Origin of the sequence: Desulforhopalus sp. IMCC35007 (assembly GCF_005116575.1) — a bacterium.
Taxonomy (GTDB): Bacteria; Desulfobacterota; Desulfobulbia; order Desulfobulbales; family Desulfocapsaceae; genus Desulforhopalus_A.
The window spans coordinates 361,092-380,519 of record NZ_SWCN01000002.1 but is presented as its reverse complement, the minus strand read 5'-3'; the positions used below and the strand labels follow the sequence as shown (position 1 = coordinate 380,519).

The following is a 19,428-nucleotide window of genomic DNA, read 5'->3' as shown; positions in this document are numbered from 1 at the left end:
CGGGAAAGCAGCTCTTCAGATCCTCTGTCACCCCGACTTCCTCTCCAAGTTGATCGAAAAGATAGGTAGCCCCATAGAAGCTGCGAGCCTGCCGGGTAATTGGTACTGGTCCCGGTTTGGCTTTTGCTGCTACTTCAGGTGCCTTTCTTTTTCGTGTCGGCACAATCTTCTGTGTTTCCGGATCTACCCGCCCGATGCATTTACGTTTTGCCCGGGAATGTTGCTTCTCCTTATCCCAGAATGAAATCGATTCGTATGCATAGGTAACTCCAGTCTTCTTGTTCTTTTGATATACAATGGCTGCCATATACAATCCTCCTTTTTCTCGTTACAATAATATATATTGTAACGATGTTTTATGCAAGGAAAATCGTATTATTTAACACATTATTATAGGGTTACTGTATTTTCATCGTTACACAATTCCGGGAACTCAGGGTATATGTTAGCCATTGCATGGATCATGTTCTTCATTTGCATTATTATCTTCATTCCACATGCAAAAGCATGATAGCATAAGAGAGTAAACCCAATTCACAACTTCAAATGGAGGACTTGATTATGCGGGCTGCTTACCTTTCATTGTTTATGCTGGCTCTGTTACTTCTCACTTTTTCAGCCACTGCGGGTGCCATGGACTCCATTGGCATTATCAAATCAGTTTCAGGTGAGGTCTATCTTGCAAGCACAGAGACAAGCATCAAAGCCGTTCCTCATATGAAAATAAGCCAGGGAGACCTTATTCGAACCGGCCCAAACAGTAATGTCGGCCTGATTTTTGAAGATGACACTGTCGTCTCGCTTGGTTCCAACAGCGAGCTGTGCATCGAACAGTTCCTCTTTGACCCAGCTGCAGGCAAGCTGGCGTTTATAACAAAATTATTCAGGGGAACGTTTTCCTTTATCTCAGGACAGATCGCAAAATTGGCCCCTGATCAGGTCAGGCTTGAAACACCGGATGCAACCCTTGGTGTCCGCGGTACAAAATTTCTTGTTAAAATTGATTAACCCGCAACACCCGGGCAGAAACGCCAATCATGATCCTTGAACACGGTAATATATTTTATGACCAAGGTGTGAGACAGTACATATTTACGACAGTAGAACACCTTCTCAACAATTCCATAGGAACGGACTAATGACATCAGCTCGATCGCTTACCCCAGTTCTGTTTTTTGTGTTATTCCTCTGTAGTTGCTGCTTAAACGGCTGCGCCAAACAAACAACGGTTGTCCTGCTTCCTGACCCCGGAGGCAAGGTCGGCAAGGTAACAGTAACCTCTGACGTTGCCTCCATCGATATCACCAAAGCCCAGGAGGCAACAGTTATCAAAGGCAGACAGTCTGCACCCACCGCCCCCAAGGTGCTTTCTGAAGCTGAGATAGCAAGGAACTTTTCCGAAGCCCTGAGTAGCCTTCCGGAGCCTCCGAAACATTTCAACCTCTATTTTGAAAAAGATTCAGACCGTCTTACCGCCCAATCCCAACAGGTTATTCCTGATATTCTTGCCGCCGCCAGTCAGAGGCAATCTCAGGATATCGGCATAATTGGTCACACCGATACTGCAGGAGACCCTTCCTATAACATGCGCCTCTCCAAGCAAAGAGCCAACGCGGTCCTTCAGATTCTTATTCAGGAGGGAATACAGGACAAATTTGTCAAAATTACCTCCCATGGAGAAAACAATCCACTTATCAAAACAGCTGACAATGTACATGAACCCAAAAACCGAAGGGTTGAGGTGGTCGTAAGATAGTGGCTACGCCAAACACTATCTTTCATCGAAAATAAAAAACTGACAAGATGTTATACAGACCAAAATCACTCATCCCACCTTCCATTGCCGAGCCAACAGGGAGGCCACTGGTAAAGACCCTTTTTTATACCAGCCTGCTGCTTTCGTGTGTCGCTGCAGCTATCTATATGTTCACACCGCTGGGATATTTTCTTGATCTTAAAACAATGGACTTCCTCCTCAACGCCAGCACCCAGGAACCTGACCGACAAGAAACTATAACTGTCGAAATCGATGATGCCACTCTCCAGCTCTATGGACAGTGGCCATGGCCACGTTATCGTCTTGCCAGACTTTTGGATAACATTACATCTTCAGGCGCTAAAGCTGTCGCCGTCAATATTCTTTTTCCCGAACCGGACAGGACTTCTCCCGTTCACTGGCAAAAGTCACTGCAACAGGATTTCGGATACACCCTTGATACCTCAAACATCCCCGCAACTTTTCTGGACCATGATGCCTTTCTGGCTGAAACCTTAAAAAATGGTCCCTATATACTGGGCTACGAGCTGCTTTTTCAAAAAACAGCGAACCAACAGCAGGGCTGCTTGACGCCGCCAATCTTTAATGACAGCGCAGCAATCAGCGCCAGTACAGACGCCCTCACTCTTCACAACGCAAACGGAATTCTCTGTAATAATGGAACCCTGTCAAAAAGCGGGAATGCTACGGGATTTTTTAACGGCACACCGGATCGCGATGGAATTTTCCGACGCTTACCACTCTACCTTGAATATAACGACAAAGTTTTACCTTCATTTGCCCTGCAGATTTTCCTGAAAACCAAAAAACTAACGGAAACAACTCTGCAAAATGGCCTGCTTGGCACGCGCTATATCCTTAACGGCACCATCCCGATCGACAGAGAAGGAAACTACCTGCTCGGTAATTTTTCCACGTCCCCTGATGATAGCATCTCTGCAAAAGAGTTACTCGATGGGGCCTCGACCCTCCAGCGTCTCAAGGATAAAGTTGTTTTTGTAGGTCTCACAGCCACTGGACTCTCCCAATACTATAGGCTCCCCAACGGTAAAACTATCTCCATGTCTGACATCCATAAGCTTGCCTATAAGTCCCTGGCTGCTAAAAAACAGAGAATCCGAGGCGATCTGTTCTGGCTTGCGGAACTGCCGTTTGGTATCTTTCTCACCTCACTGCTGAGTGCCGGGATTGCTGGATTTTCAACTCCATGGATCTGTACCATCCTGTTCTCCACCCTTGGACTTCTTGGGGCCGCATCTATTTTCACATATAAAACCTTCGGGCTCCTCCTCTCTCCTATTTTCCCTGCATCCAGCCTGCTTCTCAGTTTCTTTTTTCTGATTACCCTGAAATACAGATACAACCAGAAGCACTCGGCCTTAGAAGCAGGAAATGCCTTACAACTTCTCGATTACAGTCAGAAAACCCTGCAATCAATCCTCAACACCATCCCCGATATCATTTTTCGTCTGGATCAAAACGGAAAAATCATATTTATCAGTTCAGCCGTCAGTAAATATAATTCACACAGCCACCAGCTCCTCGGAAAATCAATTTTTGACCTCGTTGTTCCCCAAGACCTCGATAAAGCAAAGTTTCGACTCAATGAGCGGAGAACAGGTTCACGCGCCACCCAGGACTTCGAAATTCGACTCCAATTTACTCTGGAGGATCAAGACCAAACTACCCAGACACGCTACTTCAGTGTTTCGGCGGCAGGACTCTACGATACCAGTCATAGCGGTCCCGATAAATTTATCGGAACCCAGGGGATTGTAAAGGATATAACCAAAAGAAAGCATATTGAGAGTCAATTGCTCCAGGCTAAAAAAATGGAAGCACTTGGCAACCTTGCAGCAGGCATTGCTCATGATCTCAACAATATATTGAGTGGACTCGTTACCTACCCGGATATAATCCTCGCAGATATTCCCAAAGACGATCCTCTCCATAAAAAAATTTCTATTATCAAGAAATCGGGGGAAAAGGCCGCAGTTATCGTTCAGGATCTTCTCACACTTGCAAGACGCAACATCAAACATCAGGATATTATTGATCTCAATACACTTCTTGCCGACTATCTCGACTCTGCGGAACACAGGCAGACACAGAAAAAGCATTCACTCACCACGATTCGAACTGAATATTGTCCTTTGGAAATTATTGTTAGTGGTTCTTCGGTACATCTTTCAAAGGCGATCATGAACCTTATTAATAATGCAATGGAAGCCATGCCATCGGGTGGGGAGATCTTCATCTCCACCTCATTGAAAAATATTCAGGAGAGTCTGAATGGCTACGAAGAAATTCCCCCTGGAAAGTATGGATGTATTACAATAAAAGACAGCGGCATGGGAATATCTGACCAGGATCTGACCAGGATTTTCGAACCATTCTACACGAAAAAACCCAGCGAGAGAAAAGGCACCGGACTTGGGATGACTATAATCTGGGCCACCATCAAAGACCATAAGGGGTACATCGACATCTCCAGCAAAATTGGAGAAGGGGCGGAATTTACCGTATACCTGCCCATAACCGACCAACCGTTGATAGTAAAGGTCAATCAGGACTCTCTTGAGCCAAGCACCAAAGGAGAAACGATACTGATTGTTGACGATATGGAGGAACAACTCACCATCGCAGGCAGCATCCTGAGCCAGCTCGGCTACAGCACCATGACGGCAGGCAGTGGCAATGAAGCCCTTGAAATGCTTAATCAGTCACCTGTGGATCTGGTTATTCTTGACATGATCATGCCAAATGGAATGGATGGTCTTGAGACGTACGAACACATCCTGGAAAAATATCCCAATCAAAGAGCTATTATCTCAAGCGGTTACTCAGAATCCGACAGGGTCAAACGGATGCAGCAACTTGGTGCTGGCGGCTATGTGCAAAAGCCCTATTCAATCGAAGCGCTGGCCTGTGCTGTACGAAAAGAGTTGGACCGATAGTGAGCCCGGCTCTTCCAGGCTCAATATTCTACAATACCTTGAAGCTGTTATCGCTTTTCCAGGAACACAGCCATCACTATTCGAGTGATCTGGCCTTACCAAGGGCTGACATCGGCAACAATTCAACCAGCGAAATTGCTGCAAGAATCATCAAAGCACCGGAAAGCTGAAAGAGGCTTAGACGCTCTCCAAGAAAGATCATGCCCCCCATCGCCGCAAATACTGTTTCTGAGCTGAGAATGATTGCCGCATCGGCTGCCGGGGTATAGCGCTGCCCGACAACCTGAAAGGTGAACGCCATACCAACAGAAAAAAAGCCAATGTAGCAAATCCCAGGGCCAGCCCCCCAAATTTCACTCAGCGTCGGTGATTCCGCCAAAAAACCTACACCAAGACCGACAACACCACAGACCAGAAACTGTATACAGGCAACGACTAAAGGCGCCCGGGTCCTGGAGGCCAAAATCCCCACCAGAATGACATGACTTGACCAGAAAATCGTACTTGAGATAACCCACAAATCACCAACTGCGAGCTCGACCTCCTTTGCTCCACTTAGGATAAAGGTCCCGAGAAAACAGAGTATTGATGCAGGCCAGATGGAGAAGTGGACCTTTCTTTTCAAAAGGATCAGACCAATGACGGGGACCAGTGGTACATAAAGAGCTGTGAGAAAGCCAGAGTTTATAACAGTTGTTCTCAGAATACCGTGCTGCTGGAGGGCCGCTGCAGTAAAAAGGACACAACCCGTCAGTAACATTCCAGCCCAATCCAGGGGTTCAAAAGCACGTTCACTCCCATTCACCCGGGAAAACTGACGAAGAGCAAAAGGCAGCACGACCAGACCTCCCAGTAAAAACCGGGCACCTGTAAAGGTAAGCGTCCCCAGTTCACCTGTGCCAATCTGTTGGACCACAAAGCTCGATCCCCAGATCATGGCGGCAAGGGTCAGCAGTGCATTGGCCTGTAAACGATTCATTCTGCCTCTTCTTTTATGAGTGTTCTAAAAATTATGTAAAAGTATCCCGGATTGCAGGAAAAACCACGCAAGAGTATACCGAGCTTCATTTATATTACAAGCGCCATCTCCCTGCGCTCACACCGGCAATCCTTTTTAGCACATGGATCACATTCCATAAATAGTTAGAAATCAGAGCAACAGGTTTCATATGAAATACAAATTGACATTATTGAACCTTCATTGAATAATAAGCGAAATTCGCTCACTTCGGTCAAACACCACAACAAGAGGGTAGTCTGTATGGAGATTCTGTCAGAGAGGCAAAGCAAGATCCTGGAACGTGCCAGAGAAAGCGGCAGAGTCGAAGTTGAAGAACTCTCCAGCCGGTTCACCGTCTCCCCGCAGACAATACGAAAAGACCTCAACGAGCTCTGTGACAAACAACTCCTGCAAAGGGTTCATGGTGGTGCCATCGTAGGTTCGGGCATCGAAAACGTCAGTTACGAAGCGCGACGCATGCTGGCGCCCGCTGCCAAAAAAGCCATTGCCATCAGTGCTGCAGCATTGATCCCGGACAACAGCTCCCTTCTCCTCAATATCGGTACCACCACCGAGCAGGTGGCCCACTCTCTCAACAATCACAGGGGCCTTCTTGTCATCACAAACAATATCAATACTATTGAAATAATGAAACATTTCCCCAACATTGAGCTTATCATAGCAGGGGGGCAGGTTCGAAGGTCCGATGGGGGCATTGTTGGGGTTGCAGCTGTTGATTTTATCAATCAGTTCAAAGTTGACTACGCGGTGATCGGCGTCTCTGCAATCGATGAGGACGGCGCCCTTCTGGATTATGATTTCCGTGAAGTCCGGGTTGCCCAGGCAATAATCAAAAACGCCAGACACGTCATACTCGTCGCCGACGCCATGAAATTTGAACGGAGTGCTCCCATACGCATTGGACATATCTCCCAAATCACAACCCTGGTCACAGATAAAGGGTTACCTGGAAAACTTCAGGATATCTGTAAAATACATAACATTGGTATCGTCATCGCCCAGCCTTGACCGCTCTAAACTGCACTGTAATTGAGTTACAATCAACACAAGATTGTGAGAAATACAGGGATTTTCACTTGCCTCGCTATTTTATTTCGGTTAATTATCACATAGACTTGCGTTTGAAAGCGGTTAGAGCTTAAGCTGAAACTTTTGACTTGCACATTTAATCAAATTCAACAGAGTGCCAATGATGATGACACCTGTTTACCACCGAGCAGTAGCTGATTGGAAGATATACGACTGCAGCATTGGCTTAAATGCTGTACGTTCGGATGTGTCTGTGCGCTATAGGTTCTGCGGTACCGAAAACACCACCCACCCCCCGAAGCGCAGCAGCCGTACATTTTTGCTGAATAGGATATCAGCCTGTTTCTCTTATCTCCCAGGCATTGCAAGGAAGATAAGCCCATACTTAACCAAACGACTGAGCACCTCACAACCGTCTCAACTCTCTATTTCAAGACGCCTCCAACAACTTATAGAAAAAAGCCTCAGCCGGTTTCAAAAAAATAATATAACCCGTTGCGACAAAAGACACACCACAACCGCCACTGACGAGGAGAAGTAATGCAGCTTGAGTTACGCAATGTATCGAAAAAGGTTGGAAAAGAGTTCCATATTTCCGACGTTTCACTGACCTTTGAGCCGGGAACCCTGAATATTCTTCTTGGTCCTACACTATCAGGAAAAACCACACTCATGCGCCTGATGGCCGGTCTGGATCAACCCAGTTCTGGCACCGTACATGTTGGTGGTCAAGATGTGACCGGTGTTGCTGTGCAAAAACGTAAAGCAGCCATGGTGTATCAGCAATTCATCAACTACCCAAACCTCTCTGTGTTTGAGAACATCGCTTCTCCGATGCGTATCGCAAAAGTGAGCGAAGCCGAGATAAAAGAAAGGGTGGCAAAGGTGGCCACCTTATTGAAACTTGAGAATATGCTCAGCCGCAGTCCCCAGGAACTCTCAGGTGGCCAGCAACAGCGAACGGCACTGGCAAGAGCCCTGGTAAAAGGTGCCGACCTGGTGCTCCTTGACGAACCGCTGGCTAATCTTGACTATAAGTTGAGAGAAGAACTCCGTGAAGAACTTCCCCGTATCTTTTCTGAAACCGGAGCTATTTTTGTCTATGCGACCACCGAACCTTCAGAAGCACTGCTTTTAGGCGGCAATACCGCATCTCTCCATCAAGGCAAGGTGACCCAGTTTGGCAGGACCATTGATGTTTTTACCCGACCTGACAATCTCATTACGGCAAAAACACTCTCTGATCCACCCCTCAATACCCTGCCGGTTGTAAAACTTAACGGTCGCATGCTCTATAAGAGCCACGTTGAAATTCCTGTCATCGGCAAACTGCCTGAGCTTGCCGATGACGATTACACCATCGCCTTCAGACCGCATAATCTTTATCTTTCACGAACAAAAGATACAGACATCAGTGTAAAAGCCAAGGTTGCCGTCACCGAGATCACCGGTTCTGAAAGCTACGTCCATCTCGATGTGGCAGGCGTTCGCTGGGTTCTGCTGACATCGGGCATCCATACTTTTGATGTTAAAGAAACAATCGAAATTTTTCTTGATCCTGATACATTTTATGTATTTGACAGACATGAGTCTCTGGTTGTAACGCCGGAAACTGCAACCGGCGTATAGAGGGAGAATGTAATGGCCAATATTACTCTAAAAGATATCGCACATTCGTATACTGGAGCATCTGACAATCCTGATGACTATGCACTGAAAAAGCTTAACCTGACCTGGCGGGACGGGGGTGCATACGCCCTTCTCGGGCCATCTGGCTGCGGCAAGACCACCCTGCTTAACATCATATCAGGACTTCTTGTTCCTACAAAAGGTGACGTCCGTTTTAACGATGAAAATGTCACAAAGCTGCCGACAGAACAGAGAAACATCGCCCAGATTTTTCAGTTTCCGGTGATCTACGACACAATGACAGTCTTTGAAAATCTGGCGTTCCCGTTAAAAAACCGGGGCCGGACCAAGGAAGAGATAGAACCGCGGGTTATTGAACTTGCGAAAATGCTGGACCTTGACAAGAATCTTCACACCAAGGCACAACATCTCACAGCGGACGCCAAGCAGAAAATCTCTCTTGGCCGTGGGCTGATCCGTCAGTCAGTCAACGCCATTCTCTTTGATGAGCCTTTAACTGTTATTGATCCCCAGCTGAAATGGGAACTCCGCTCCCAGCTGAAATACCTGCACAAACAGTTTGGCTTCACCATGATTTATGTAACCCACGATCAGACCGAAGCCCTCACCTTTGCAGACGAGGTTATCGTCATGTATGAAGGTGCAATTGTCCAGGTGGGCACTCCAGAGGATTTGTTTGAGCGTCCCGAACATACCTTTGTTGGCTACTTCATCGGTTCACCAGGAATGAATATCGCCTCCTGTGCATTAAAAGGCGACAGGATTGTGGTTGAAGGTGCTGAAATCGAACTGGACTACACCTACCCGGATCAGAAATCCACGGATAAAGTGAAGGTCGGTATTCGTCCGGAACATCTTAATCTGACCGGCCCCGACACCCCAGGCGGCTTTCCGGTCACCATCACCAAAATCGACGATATCGGTCGCTATAAAATTGTCCGGGTCACCCTTAACAACAAGGACTTCAACGTTGTCATGCATGAACTATCAGCGAATGCGGGTGATAAGGCCTCACTCCATTTTGATACCAGCCACACTCATATCTATGTGAACGACCATCTCATATCAGGAGCAGCAAAATGATCCAAAAACAGGTAAATCAGAAAGCATGGTTTATGGTCCTGCCGGTTTTTCTTCTGGTAGCTTTCAGTGCCATAATCCCGCTTATGACCGTCGTCAACTATGCCTTTCAGGACACCTTTGGCAACAACGTCTTCTTCTGGGTTGGCATGGATTGGTTCAGAGATATCATCCACTCAGAAAGGTTTCACGATGCATTTTTTCGCCAGATTTCCTTTTCAGCCATCATTCTTGCAATCGAAATCCCTTTAGGAATCGCCATAGCCCTTGCCATGCCCAAAAAAGGCTGGGGAGTACCTGTATGCCTCATTACCATGGCCCTGCCGCTGCTTATCCCATGGAACGTAGTTGGCACCATATGGCAGATTTTCGGTCGGGTAGACATCGGCCTTCTCGGTTATAGTCTGGCCTCGATGGGCTTTGACTATAACTACACCCAGGATCCTGTTGCAGCATGGATCACAATTATAATAATGGATGTGTGGCACTGGACCAGCCTCGTCGTACTTCTTTCCTATGCCGGTCTCAGCTCAATTCCCGATGCCTATTATCAGGCCGCCAAAATTGATGGAGCTTCTAAAATTGCAGTATTTCGTTACATCCAGCTGCCAAAGATGCAACGGGTCCTGCTTATTGCCGTACTGCTTCGCTTTATGGACAGCTTCATGATCTACACCGAACCTTTTGTTATCACCGGTGGTGGTCCTGGTAACTCTACAACCTTTATGTCTATTGATCTGGTGAAGATGGCCATTGGACAGTTTGACCTCGGTCCTGCTGCAGCGATGTCGCTTCTTTATTTTCTGGTTATTCTCCTGCTCTCTTACGTTTTTTACACTGTAATGAGCAATATCGGAGAAGAAAGCTCAAACGGAGGTGCCTGATATGCGCTGGAAATGGACCATACCTGCCATCTATATAATATTTCTGCTGCTACCAATTTACTGGCTCATAAACATGAGCCTGAAAACCAATGATGAAATCCTCTCTGTCTTCAGTCTCTGGCCAAGAGACCTGACCTTTGACAACTATATGGTTATCTTCACTGACGCATCATGGTATTCCGGCTACATCAACTCAATGATCTACGTGTCCATCAACGTGGTCATCTCAGTGTGCTTTGCCTTACCAGCGGCCTATGCGTTTTCGCGTTACTCCTTTGTAGGTGACAAGCATCTGTTTTTCTGGCTGCTGACAAATCGTATGGCACCGCCTGCGGTTTTTGCCCTGCCGTTTTTTCAGCTTTATTCATCCATCGGCCTCTTTGACACCCATATTGCCGTGGCCATCGCCCATTGTCTTTTCAACCTGCCTCTGGCGGTCTGGATTCTTGAAGGCTTTATGTCCGGTATCCCCAAAGAGATCGATGAAACCGCCTTTGTTGACGGTTATTCATGGCCCAGGTTTTTCATAAAGATCTTTATCCCGAACATTGCCTCAGGTATCGGCGTCACGGCATTTTTCTGCTTCATGTTCTCATGGGTTGAACTGCTTTTGGCAAGAACCCTCACCGCAGTCAACGCAAAACCAATTTCAGCCATCATGACCCGTACTGTCTCTGCCTCCGGGCTTGACTGGGGTGTTCTGGCCGCCGCGGGCGTTCTGACCATCGTACCAGGGGCTCTTGTCATCTGGTTTGTCCGTAATCATATTGCCAAGGGTTTCGCCCTCGGACGAGTATAGAGGAGAGTGCTATGAATCTCAACTGGATGGCCTGGACCAAACCGACAGCAATATTTTTTATTACAATTTTCTGTATTCTCGTAATCATGACTCTCTGGGAACGTAAATCTCCGGGTGGCAATCCACGGATAGGTGTATTACGTTTTGAGACCACAAGGGGAGATCGTCTTTTTGTAACCCTTTTAGGTTCTGCTTATATCCATATTATCTGGCTTGCACTTTTTGCAAGTCTCAGCTTATGGTGGGCCTTTGGGATCGCTTGTATATACGGAATCTGTGTATTCAAGTGGGTGTAATAGTTGTTTTTAATTTTTTCATTCTGCTGCTTTTTCTGCAGCAGGAAAATCGTAAAACAATAGAGGAGAAAAATCGATGATCAAAAAGCTCGTAACAGCAACAGCCATGGCCGCTCTGCTGGCAGGACCCGCTGCAGCACAGGCAGGGATCGACGAAGCCAAGACGTGGGTGGAAAACGAATTTCAACCTTCAACTCTTTCTAAGGAAGCACAGATGAAAGAGATGGAATGGTTCATCAAGGCTGCCGAACCATTCAAGGGCATGGATATTAAAGTCGTCTCGGAAACTATTACAACCCATGAGTACGAATCCAAGACGCTTGCGAAAGCTTTTACCGAAATCACCGGTATTAATGTGACCCATGACCTCATTGGTGAGGGTGATGTTATTGAAAAACTGCAGACTCAGATGCAGTCCAACAAAAACATCTACGATGCATATATCAACGATTCCGATCTCATCGGGACCCACTTCCGCTATAAGCAGGCTGTCAATCTTACCGACTGGATGAGCGGTGAAGGCAAAGTTGTAACCAACCCAGGTCTGGATCTCGACGACTTCATGGGTATTTCTTTTACCACCGGTCCTGATGGAAACCTCTATCAGCTTCCCGATCAGCAATTTGCCAACCTGTACTGGTTCCGTTATGACTGGTTCAAAAATCCAGAATATAAAGCCAAATTTAAAGAAGCTTATGGATACGAACTTGGTGTACCCGTTAACTGGTCAGCCTACGAAGATATCGCAGAATTTTTCACCGAAAAAATAAAAGAGATCGATGGAAAACCTGTCTATGGTCACATGGATTACGGCAAAAAAGATCCATCTCTTGGATGGCGTTTCACCGATGCATGGTTTTCCATGGCAGGTGGCGGAGATAAAGGTATTCCAAACGGTCTTCCTGTAGATGAATGGGGAATCCGGGTCGAAGGATGTAACCCAGCCGGTTCCACCGTTGCCCGTGGTGGTGCGACCAATGCTCCACCTGCTGTTTACGCCCTCACCAAGTACATCGACTGGCTGAAAAAATATGCTCCACCTGAAGCTGCCGGTATGACCTTTTCTGAGGCCGGACCTGTTCCATCCCAGGGTGCAATTGCCCAGCAGATCTTCTGGTATACCGCCTTTACCGCAGATATGGCCAAATCCGGAACCCCTGTTGTTGATGAAAATGATAATCCTAAATGGCGCATGGCCCCATCCCCTCACGGCCCATACTGGGAAGAGGGTATGAAACTGGGTTATCAGGATGCCGGTTCCTGGACCCTGATGGAATCAACTCCTGTTGACCGTCGTAAAGCAGCCTGGCTCTATGCCCAGTTTGTTGTATCCAAGACCGTATCTTTAAAGAAAACCCACGTTGGTCTTACCCCTATTCGTAACAGTGACATCTGGGACAAGTCGTTCACCGAGCGTGCTCCTAAACTTGGTGGTCTGGTTGAATTCTACAGAAGTCCTGCCCGCGTTCAGTGGACTCCTACCGGAACCAACGTACCTGATTATCCAAAACTTGCTCAACTCTGGTGGCAGAACGTCGCCGATGCCGTCACCGGCGATAAAACTCCTCAGGAAGCACTGGACTCTCTTGCTGAACAGCAGGACAAAGTTCTTGAGCGTCTTGAGCGTGCAGGAATCCAGGGCGAATGCGGTCCTAAGCTGAACAAGCCACAGGATCCTTCTATATGGCTGAATATGCCGGGTGCTCCAAAAGCAAAACTTGCCAATGAAAAACCACAGGGCATGACCGTTGATTACGATGAGCTCGTAAAAAGCTGGGCTGCTGCAGCGCAGAACTAGGCAGTTCTTTCTCCCCCACGGTAGACTCTGTTGGGGGAGAAATAGATCCAGCCTGCTCCAGGCAAAAAACAGGTTGCTGGCAATTGCCGCAACTTGTTTTTATTTGACCAATTGTTTTTTACCTGAAAATTGCATTCTCTGTTTTGAGCTTTTGAATATGAGTGTATTTTTAACTGACACATCAGGCACTTGCAATATTTAGGTTTTATTTTGTCCGTCTTAACCGGATCCTTACCTAAGGAGATCAGCGATGGCATCGCACATTCTTGCAATCGACCAGGGAACCACTTCCAGCAGAGCTATCATTTTCAATTCATCTTTAGAGATTGTGGCCTCTGCCCAGGAGGAGTTCGAACAGTTTTTTCCTCAGTCGGGGTGGGTAGAACATGATCCAGAGGAAATCTGGGCAACCACTCTTTCCACATGCAAAAAATCACTTGAGAAATCCGGTCTCAGCGCGACAGATATTGCCAGTATTGGCATCACCAACCAGCGTGAAACGACTGTTATCTGGGAGAAAAAGAGCGGAAAACCAATTCATAAGGCCATCGTCTGGCAGGACCGCAGGACCACAGCCTACTGCAACGAACTCAGTAGCGCTGGTCACGACAAGATGATCACCGATAAAACCGGCCTGCTCCTTGATTCCTATTTTTCCGGAACAAAAATCAAATGGCTCCTCGATAACGTAAAAGATGCAAGAAAGCGCGCAGAGGCGGGAGAACTTCTGTTTGGTACCATCGACACCTTTCTTCTCTGGCATCTAACAGATGGTATAAGCCATGCCACCGACGCAACCAATGCCTCAAGAACCATGCTCTTTAACATCCATGAGAACTGCTGGGACAAAGAACTCCTTGAACTCCTTGGTATCCCCGAGTCACTGCTCCCGAAAGTACTCGACTGTTCTGCAGACTTTGGGCAGACGGCACCGGATATTTTCGGTGTTCCCATTCAGATCGGCGGCGTCGCAGGCGACCAGCAGGCAGCACTTGTGGGACAGGCCTGCTTTAATCCTGGCATGATCAAATCCACCTACGGTACCGGCTGTTTCATCGTTTTAAACACAGGTGAGCAGGCTGTTCGCTCCAACAATAAACTGCTTACGACCATCGGCTATCGCTTAAACGGCAAAACCACCTACGCCCTTGAAGGGTCAATCTTTGTGGCCGGTGCCGCAGTCCAATGGATGCGTGACGCCATGGGACTCATTGAGTCTGCGTCAGAGACCGGAAAACTCGCCCGAGAAGCCGACATTAATCAGGATGTCTACCTTGTTCCGGCCTTCACAGGTCTTGGAGCCCCGCACTGGGATGGGGATGCAAGAGGGGCAATCTTTGGCATTACCCGGGCAACCGGTCCGGCGGAACTCTCAAAAGCGGCACTTGAGTCGGTCTGTTACCAGACCCGTGATCTCCTGGACGCCATGCGAAAGGACTGGTCAAACATGGGTGAAACCGTCCTCAGAGTTGATGGTGGAATGGTTGCCTCAAACTATACCATGCAGTTTCTCTCAGATATTTTAAGTGCTCCGGTTGATCGCCCCAAGGTGCTGGAAACCACAGCTCTAGGTGCTGCCTACCTTGCCGGGCTCTACGTTGGTCTTTGCCCGCCACCAGAGAAAATGGGTGACAGCTGGCAGCGCGACAAGCGCTTCAGCCCCGATCTTGATGAAGATATCCGCGCCAGAAAATATAATGGCTGGAAAGATGCCGTATCAAGAACCCTTACCAGGTAAATTGCTGTTTTAAGCCATGGTCTTCTGCTCCTGGGCCATGGCTGCCCTCTTCCCGTCCCTTTATACTTTTTCTCTTTTCTCGAATTTATTTTTTAATTTAAGCGGTCCCTTTTTTGCTCCTCGCTCGAAAAAAAGCTATAATGGTTTGGTTGCAGAACAATCAGACAACGAAATGACAGGCTATTTTGTATTCGAGAAGCACAACATGTCCGCAGACAGCGATAGACACCCTGCCTCCTCATCTGGACTTACAAGGAGTCCACTTCTATGATAGTAAACTATGGGTACTGACATAATACCTCCAGATGATTTGAGACCAGCGAGAATCCGCCGCTGGCTTGCCCGGCAGGGAAGACTTATCACCGGGGGGGCCACCAGGGGCTACCTGTATCTCTCTTCTCATGAATTGGACAACCATCCGGAGCCCTCACTTCGCTGCTACTGGCCTGATCATTTCGATGAGCCAGGATATTTCCTACGAGTCTGCAGTCGGGCCGAAAAAGAGCAAAGAGGTGTCGTTCTCTCCTTTCAGGAGGAACAAGGTGTCTTAAAAAAAGAAGGCCACTCGGGCGGATCTGTTCATATTGCCTATCCACTTCTCTTTGCCAATGGCCAGTATCTCGTAAGTGCTTTTGAACTCTACCCCAAAGATCAGCAGCAACTTCATGCAGCCATGCTGCAACTCGAATCGGGTCTACGCTGGTTAAAAGACGAGTTACTTACCTCTGAAAAACAAAGAGCAGAGAACACCAAACCACTTTTGACACTGGCCCGGTTGCAGACTCAAGTACAACAGGGAGAAAGTTTTACGGAAGCGGCTCAACTGCTGGTGAATTCCCTGGAAAAAATTCTTGCCTGTCAGCGGATAAGCCTTGCCCTCTATCAAAAAAATCGGGCGCATCTTGCCGTCATCTCCTCCCAAGCAATACGGGATAACGCAAGTCCGGTTGTCCGGGACATTGAGCAGGCAATGGAAGAATGCTACGATCAGGGAAAACAGATCCTCTACCCGCAGACCAGCGCCACCCCTGAATGTATCACACTCCGGCATCGGAATTTAGCAAAAACCCAGGGATCCGGCTCCCTGATGTCACAACCGGTTCCCGGCAACGATACAGAGCCTGGTCTTATCCTCCTGGCCGAACGTTCTGCCACCACTTCGTTTCAACCTGCAGAGGCTCATTTTTTTGAGGCGACGGCCCTTGCCCTCACCCCGACACTTCTCACAAAACTCTACAAAGAGTACCGACTGACAACCCTGCTCTCCCTCCGGGTGAAGGAGGGGTACAGAAAGATTTTGACAAAAAAAACCAGAATGCAGGTGACAGCAGCCACTACCGTTGCCCTGCTCCTTTTTTGTTTTTTTGCCAGAGGCGATTTTCGCGTTGAGGCCGATGTCACCCTCTCCGGCACCATAGTTCGTGGTATCGTTGCACCATTTCCAGGTTACGTCGCCGAGGCACAAAAAAATGCAGGTGATCATGTGGAAGCAGGCGAAACACTCGCCATCCTCGACACAACAGACCTCAGCCTTGACCAGCTGAGCTGGACCAGCAAGTACACCCAGGCGGACCTTGAATACCGAAAAGCAGTAGCAGATAATGACACTTCCCGCGCCAAGATTATTGCCGAACAGAAAAAACAGGCTGAGATTCAGCTATCTTTATTACAGCTGCAGAAAGAACGGGCAGAGATCAAGGCACCGTTCAGCGGTATCATCACTACCGGGGATCTTTCACAGTCAGTGGGCGGCCCTGTGGAACGGGGTAAACTCCTTTTTGAAATGGTGCCCGATAACGGTTTTAAAATCCTGGCCCAGGTCGATGAAAAAGATATCAGTCTTGTGGAAAAGGGTCAGCTTGGAACTCTTGTATTCAACAGCCTCCCCAGAAAAAACTTCCGCTTTTCTCTTACCACAATAACCCCGGTTGCAACTGCCGTAGAGGGCCATAACAGCTTCAGAGTAGAAGCGACCTTGGAAGAACAGTCGTCGGACCGGCTTCTTCCGGGTATGAAAGGATACGGCAAGATTACTGTGGGTCGTAAACCGCTAGTCTATATCTGGACGAGAAACCTGCTGGACAGGCTTCGTCTTTTGAGATGGAAATTGCTCCCATGACCGCAGTGTCCACCTTATCAGACAACAAATGGAACCTTGTTGCGGACCTCAAACCCTGCCTCAAAAGCCAGGTTACCACCCGCCGCCATCTCTACCGGGGTGAGATCTGTTATGTGCTTGAAGATGCCCTCACCAGGCAGCACTACCGCTTCTCAAACGCCGCATATCAGGTGGTGGGTCGCCTGACAGGCCAACACACCTGTCAGGAAATATACTCCTCTCTTCAAGGCCACCAAAAGCTTCAGCCCATCAATCGGGAAACTATCGTCGCAATTCTGATGCAACTGGCTCAGATGGAGGCACTGGTTGGAGAACTTCCGCAGGAACTGCAGCAGCCCCTGCAAAAACGTACTACATCCAAATCAAAGCTGCTTGATCAGGCAAAAAGAAGCCCTCTGTTTCTTCGCCTGCCTCTCTTTAACCCAAGCCCTCTTTTACGCAGATACCAGCGCCTTTTCAGGCCAATGCACAGTCCATTCTTTCTGTTATTTCTCTGCCTCCTGTTTGCGGCAGCCTGTATTCAACTCATTCTCATCTGGCCGGAACTGACCCACAACGTTGTCGACCGAATTTTCACCCGGCACAATCTTCTTATTATCTGGCTGATCTATCCACTTGTTAAAACCGTTCACGAGTTTGCCCACGCTTTTTCGGTCAAATATTATGGTGGGGATGTTACTGAAATGGGCATTATGCTTCTGATCTTTATGCCGGTTCCCTATGTCAATGCCTCGGATTCTGCACGTTTTCCCGACAAATGGCAGCGCATCAGGGTTGCCGGGGCTGGTATTCTCGCTGAACTGAGCCTTGCCTCTCTGGCAATCCTGCTCTGGGCGGCAGTGGAACCGGGGCTCATCCGCACAATCTCTTTTAATGTCATCCTGATCTGTGGCCTTTCCACCCTGGTTTTCAATGGCAACCCATTGGTCCGTTTTGATGGCTATTATATTCTGAGTGATCTCATAGAACTACCTAATCTGGCTGCTAAAAGCAGTTCATTTATCTGGTACCATGTGTTACTCGCTGTAACCGGTACAAGAGTCGGTCAGCCACCTCAAGGCTCTGCAGCCGAAAAAAAATGGTACGTTCTCTATGGGGTTGCCTCCTTTTTTTACAGGCTGACAGTATACAGCTCAATTTTTTACCTGTTTGCCAGCAAGTTAGGCCCAGTTGGTGCAGCCATTGGTGCTGTTGCCATCATCCAGATGCTCTATCAACCTGTTTCACAGAGATTACCTCTTCTTCTCGCATCCCCTGGATTTGTTCTCAAACGCAAAAACTATCTCATGGCCTTGTCCCTTTTTGTAGCAACAATACTAGTTTTTCTCTGCCTCATCCCCCTTCCTTATACCTCAACCGGAGAGGGCGTGGTCTGGCTGTCTGATAAAAGCCTGGTTAAAATGAAAACGCCGGGAATCATTACTGGCGTGGAAGCGGTTCCAGGAACGCGGGTGGAAAAGGAGGAAGTGCTGTTTGAAGGCGAAGACCTGCAACTGCAACACAGTATCCTCCTGCTCAGATCCCAGGTAAAAGAGTTGCAACTTAAAGAGACGGCGGCATTTGCAGCGAACCCCTATGAAGCAAGAACGATCAGAGAACAGCTCAATGATCTCAGGGAACGGCTTGATCACCAACAAAAACAGGAACAGGAGTTGCTGATCAAAAGCCCCCTTGCCGGAAAACTGGTTATCCATTCTGCCAAAGCTCTCACTGGCAGATTTTTTAAACAGGGTGAAACGCTAGGGTTTATTCAAAGTGACAGTACCACCATCCGAACACTGGTTGCCGATGAAGATATTGATCTTATTCTCGGTCATCTCTCCCACATCGAGATTACGATTGTCACTGAACCGGGCAGACGCTTTACAGGCACAGTCATCTCCAAAAACCCTCAAAGCACCTACCATCTTCCCAGTCCTGCCCTTGGCACTGCAGGGGGCGGAAAGATCCTGCTCAACCCGGAAGACCGCTCCCAGACGACAACTCTTGAAGAAATGTTCCAACTCGATATTGAGCTTGGCGAACCATTAGACAATTTTTTCCCAGAGAGCAGGGCTTTCATCAAATATCATTACCAATTCCAACCCTTGCTCTTGCGCTGGATTCGCAGTATTCGACAACTTTTTCTCAACAAGTTCAGAGGCTAACCACCCCTATCAGGGCGGATTGTGGATTTTCCGGTAAACAAATGGCAAATATCTGAACGCAGAGCAAAATATTCCTCACACTTTTTTGAGCCGTTTGCTAAAATATATTACTTTGTAAACATTTCAGGATCTC

Annotated in this window: 14 protein-coding genes and 1 pseudogene; 13 read left to right on the top strand and 2 right to left on the bottom strand. The window is 47.8% G+C overall.

Annotation, left to right across the window (positions count from 1 at the left end):
• Positions 1-307, bottom strand: a pseudogene (locus tag FCL48_RS03460) (transposase); the annotation flags it as partial.
• Between the two features lie 254 nt (positions 308-561).
• Here FCL48_RS03460 and FCL48_RS03455 point away from each other — a divergent pair.
• The 3 genes from FCL48_RS03455 to FCL48_RS03445 all read left to right on the top strand — a co-directional run bounded on the left by FCL48_RS03455 (position 562) and on the right by FCL48_RS03445 (position 4,734).
• Complete coding sequence (locus FCL48_RS03455; protein ID WP_169309057.1) at positions 562-1,008, top strand: FecR domain-containing protein; 447 nt, start codon at positions 562-564, stop codon at positions 1,006-1,008.
• Between the two features lie 130 nt (positions 1,009-1,138).
• Positions 1,139-1,756 (top strand): OmpA family protein, encoded by a 618-nt coding sequence (locus FCL48_RS03450; RefSeq protein WP_136870834.1) that lies wholly within the window; start codon positions 1,139-1,141, stop codon positions 1,754-1,756.
• A 47-nt stretch (positions 1,757-1,803) separates the two neighbouring features.
• Positions 1,804-4,734 carry a CHASE2 domain-containing protein gene (locus FCL48_RS03445; protein WP_136870833.1) on the top strand — a complete coding sequence of 977 codons (2,931 nt, stop codon included), beginning with the start codon at positions 1,804-1,806 and terminating at the stop codon, positions 4,732-4,734.
• Positions 4,735-4,810: 76 nt separating this feature from the next.
• Here FCL48_RS03445 and FCL48_RS03440 read toward each other — a convergent pair whose 3' ends face one another.
• Positions 4,811-5,713, bottom strand: coding sequence for a DMT family transporter (locus tag FCL48_RS03440; RefSeq protein ID WP_136870832.1), 903 nt, complete (start codon positions 5,711-5,713; stop codon positions 4,811-4,813).
• 282 nt (positions 5,714-5,995) lie between these two features.
• Here FCL48_RS03440 and FCL48_RS03435 point away from each other — a divergent pair, with 282 nt between their 5' ends.
• From FCL48_RS03435 to FCL48_RS03390, 10 genes are all read left to right on the top strand, one after another.
• The gene (locus FCL48_RS03435) at positions 5,996-6,763 is read left to right on the top strand and encodes a DeoR/GlpR family DNA-binding transcription regulator (RefSeq protein WP_136870831.1); all 768 of its coding nucleotides are present in this window, start codon (positions 5,996-5,998) and stop codon (positions 6,761-6,763) included.
• 561 nt (positions 6,764-7,324) lie between these two features.
• Positions 7,325-8,413: an ABC transporter ATP-binding protein gene (locus tag FCL48_RS03430; protein ID WP_136870830.1), complete on the top strand. Its 1,089-nt coding sequence runs from the start codon at positions 7,325-7,327 to the stop codon at positions 8,411-8,413.
• Positions 8,414-8,425: 12 nt separating this feature from the next.
• Complete coding sequence (locus tag FCL48_RS03425; RefSeq protein ID WP_136870829.1) at positions 8,426-9,517, top strand: ABC transporter ATP-binding protein; 1,092 nt, start codon at positions 8,426-8,428, stop codon at positions 9,515-9,517.
• The gene (locus tag FCL48_RS03420; protein WP_240744728.1) at positions 9,514-10,398 is read left to right on the top strand and encodes a carbohydrate ABC transporter permease; all 885 of its coding nucleotides are present in this window, start codon (positions 9,514-9,516) and stop codon (positions 10,396-10,398) included. Before FCL48_RS03425 ends, FCL48_RS03420 begins: the two co-directional genes overlap by 4 nt.
• A gap of 1 nt (position 10,399) precedes the next feature.
• Positions 10,400-11,197 (top strand): carbohydrate ABC transporter permease, encoded by a 798-nt coding sequence (locus FCL48_RS03415; RefSeq protein WP_136870828.1) that lies wholly within the window; start codon positions 10,400-10,402, stop codon positions 11,195-11,197.
• A gap of 11 nt (positions 11,198-11,208) precedes the next feature.
• Positions 11,209-11,493 (top strand): DUF2160 domain-containing protein, encoded by a 285-nt coding sequence (locus FCL48_RS03410; RefSeq protein WP_136870827.1) that lies wholly within the window; start codon positions 11,209-11,211, stop codon positions 11,491-11,493.
• A gap of 106 nt (positions 11,494-11,599) precedes the next feature.
• On the top strand, positions 11,600-13,291 hold the full coding sequence (locus tag FCL48_RS03405; protein WP_371418656.1) for an ABC transporter substrate-binding protein: 1,692 nt from the start codon (positions 11,600-11,602) through the stop codon (positions 13,289-13,291).
• A 250-nt stretch (positions 13,292-13,541) separates the two neighbouring features.
• Entirely contained in the window at positions 13,542-15,029 is a 1,488-nt protein-coding gene (glpK, locus tag FCL48_RS03400; protein ID WP_136870825.1) for a glycerol kinase GlpK, read from the top strand.
• Positions 15,030-15,309: 280 nt separating this feature from the next.
• On the top strand, positions 15,310-17,148 hold the full coding sequence (locus FCL48_RS03395; RefSeq protein ID WP_136870824.1) for an efflux RND transporter periplasmic adaptor subunit: 1,839 nt from the start codon (positions 15,310-15,312) through the stop codon (positions 17,146-17,148).
• A complete protein-coding gene (locus FCL48_RS03390) occupies positions 17,145-19,295 on the top strand; it encodes a hypothetical protein (RefSeq protein ID WP_136870823.1) in 2,151 nt (716 codons plus the stop codon). Before FCL48_RS03395 ends, FCL48_RS03390 begins: the two co-directional genes overlap by 4 nt.
• Positions 19,296-19,428: the final 133 nt, after the last annotated feature.

Excerpts from the sequence above, each read along its gene's own strand:
- FCL48_RS03425 (WP_136870829.1), top strand. The coding sequence starts at position 8,426 with ATGGCCAATATTACTCTAAAAGATATCGCACATTCGTATACTGGAGCA.
- FCL48_RS03450 (WP_136870834.1), top strand. The coding sequence starts at position 1,139 with ATGACATCAGCTCGATCGCTTACCCCAGTTCTGTTTTTTGTGTTATTC.
- FCL48_RS03405 (WP_371418656.1), top strand. The coding sequence starts at position 11,600 with ATGGCCGCTCTGCTGGCAGGACCCGCTGCAGCACAGGCAGGGATCGAC.
- FCL48_RS03435 (WP_136870831.1), top strand. The coding sequence starts at position 5,996 with ATGGAGATTCTGTCAGAGAGGCAAAGCAAGATCCTGGAACGTGCCAGA.
- FCL48_RS03440 (WP_136870832.1), bottom strand. The coding sequence starts at position 5,713 with ATGAATCGTTTACAGGCCAATGCACTGCTGACCCTTGCCGCCATGATC.
- FCL48_RS03445 (WP_136870833.1), top strand. The coding sequence starts at position 1,804 with ATGTTATACAGACCAAAATCACTCATCCCACCTTCCATTGCCGAGCCA.
- FCL48_RS03390 (WP_136870823.1), top strand. The coding sequence starts at position 17,145 with ATGACCGCAGTGTCCACCTTATCAGACAACAAATGGAACCTTGTTGCG.
- FCL48_RS03430 (WP_136870830.1), top strand. The coding sequence starts at position 7,325 with ATGCAGCTTGAGTTACGCAATGTATCGAAAAAGGTTGGAAAAGAGTTC.
- FCL48_RS03420 (WP_240744728.1), top strand. The coding sequence starts at position 9,514 with ATGATCCAAAAACAGGTAAATCAGAAAGCATGGTTTATGGTCCTGCCG.
- FCL48_RS03395 (WP_136870824.1), top strand. The coding sequence starts at position 15,310 with ATGGGTACTGACATAATACCTCCAGATGATTTGAGACCAGCGAGAATC.
- FCL48_RS03410 (WP_136870827.1), top strand. The coding sequence starts at position 11,209 with ATGAATCTCAACTGGATGGCCTGGACCAAACCGACAGCAATATTTTTT.
- FCL48_RS03455 (WP_169309057.1), top strand. The coding sequence starts at position 562 with ATGCGGGCTGCTTACCTTTCATTGTTTATGCTGGCTCTGTTACTTCTC.
- glpK (WP_136870825.1), top strand. The coding sequence starts at position 13,542 with ATGGCATCGCACATTCTTGCAATCGACCAGGGAACCACTTCCAGCAGA.
- FCL48_RS03415 (WP_136870828.1), top strand. The coding sequence starts at position 10,400 with ATGCGCTGGAAATGGACCATACCTGCCATCTATATAATATTTCTGCTG.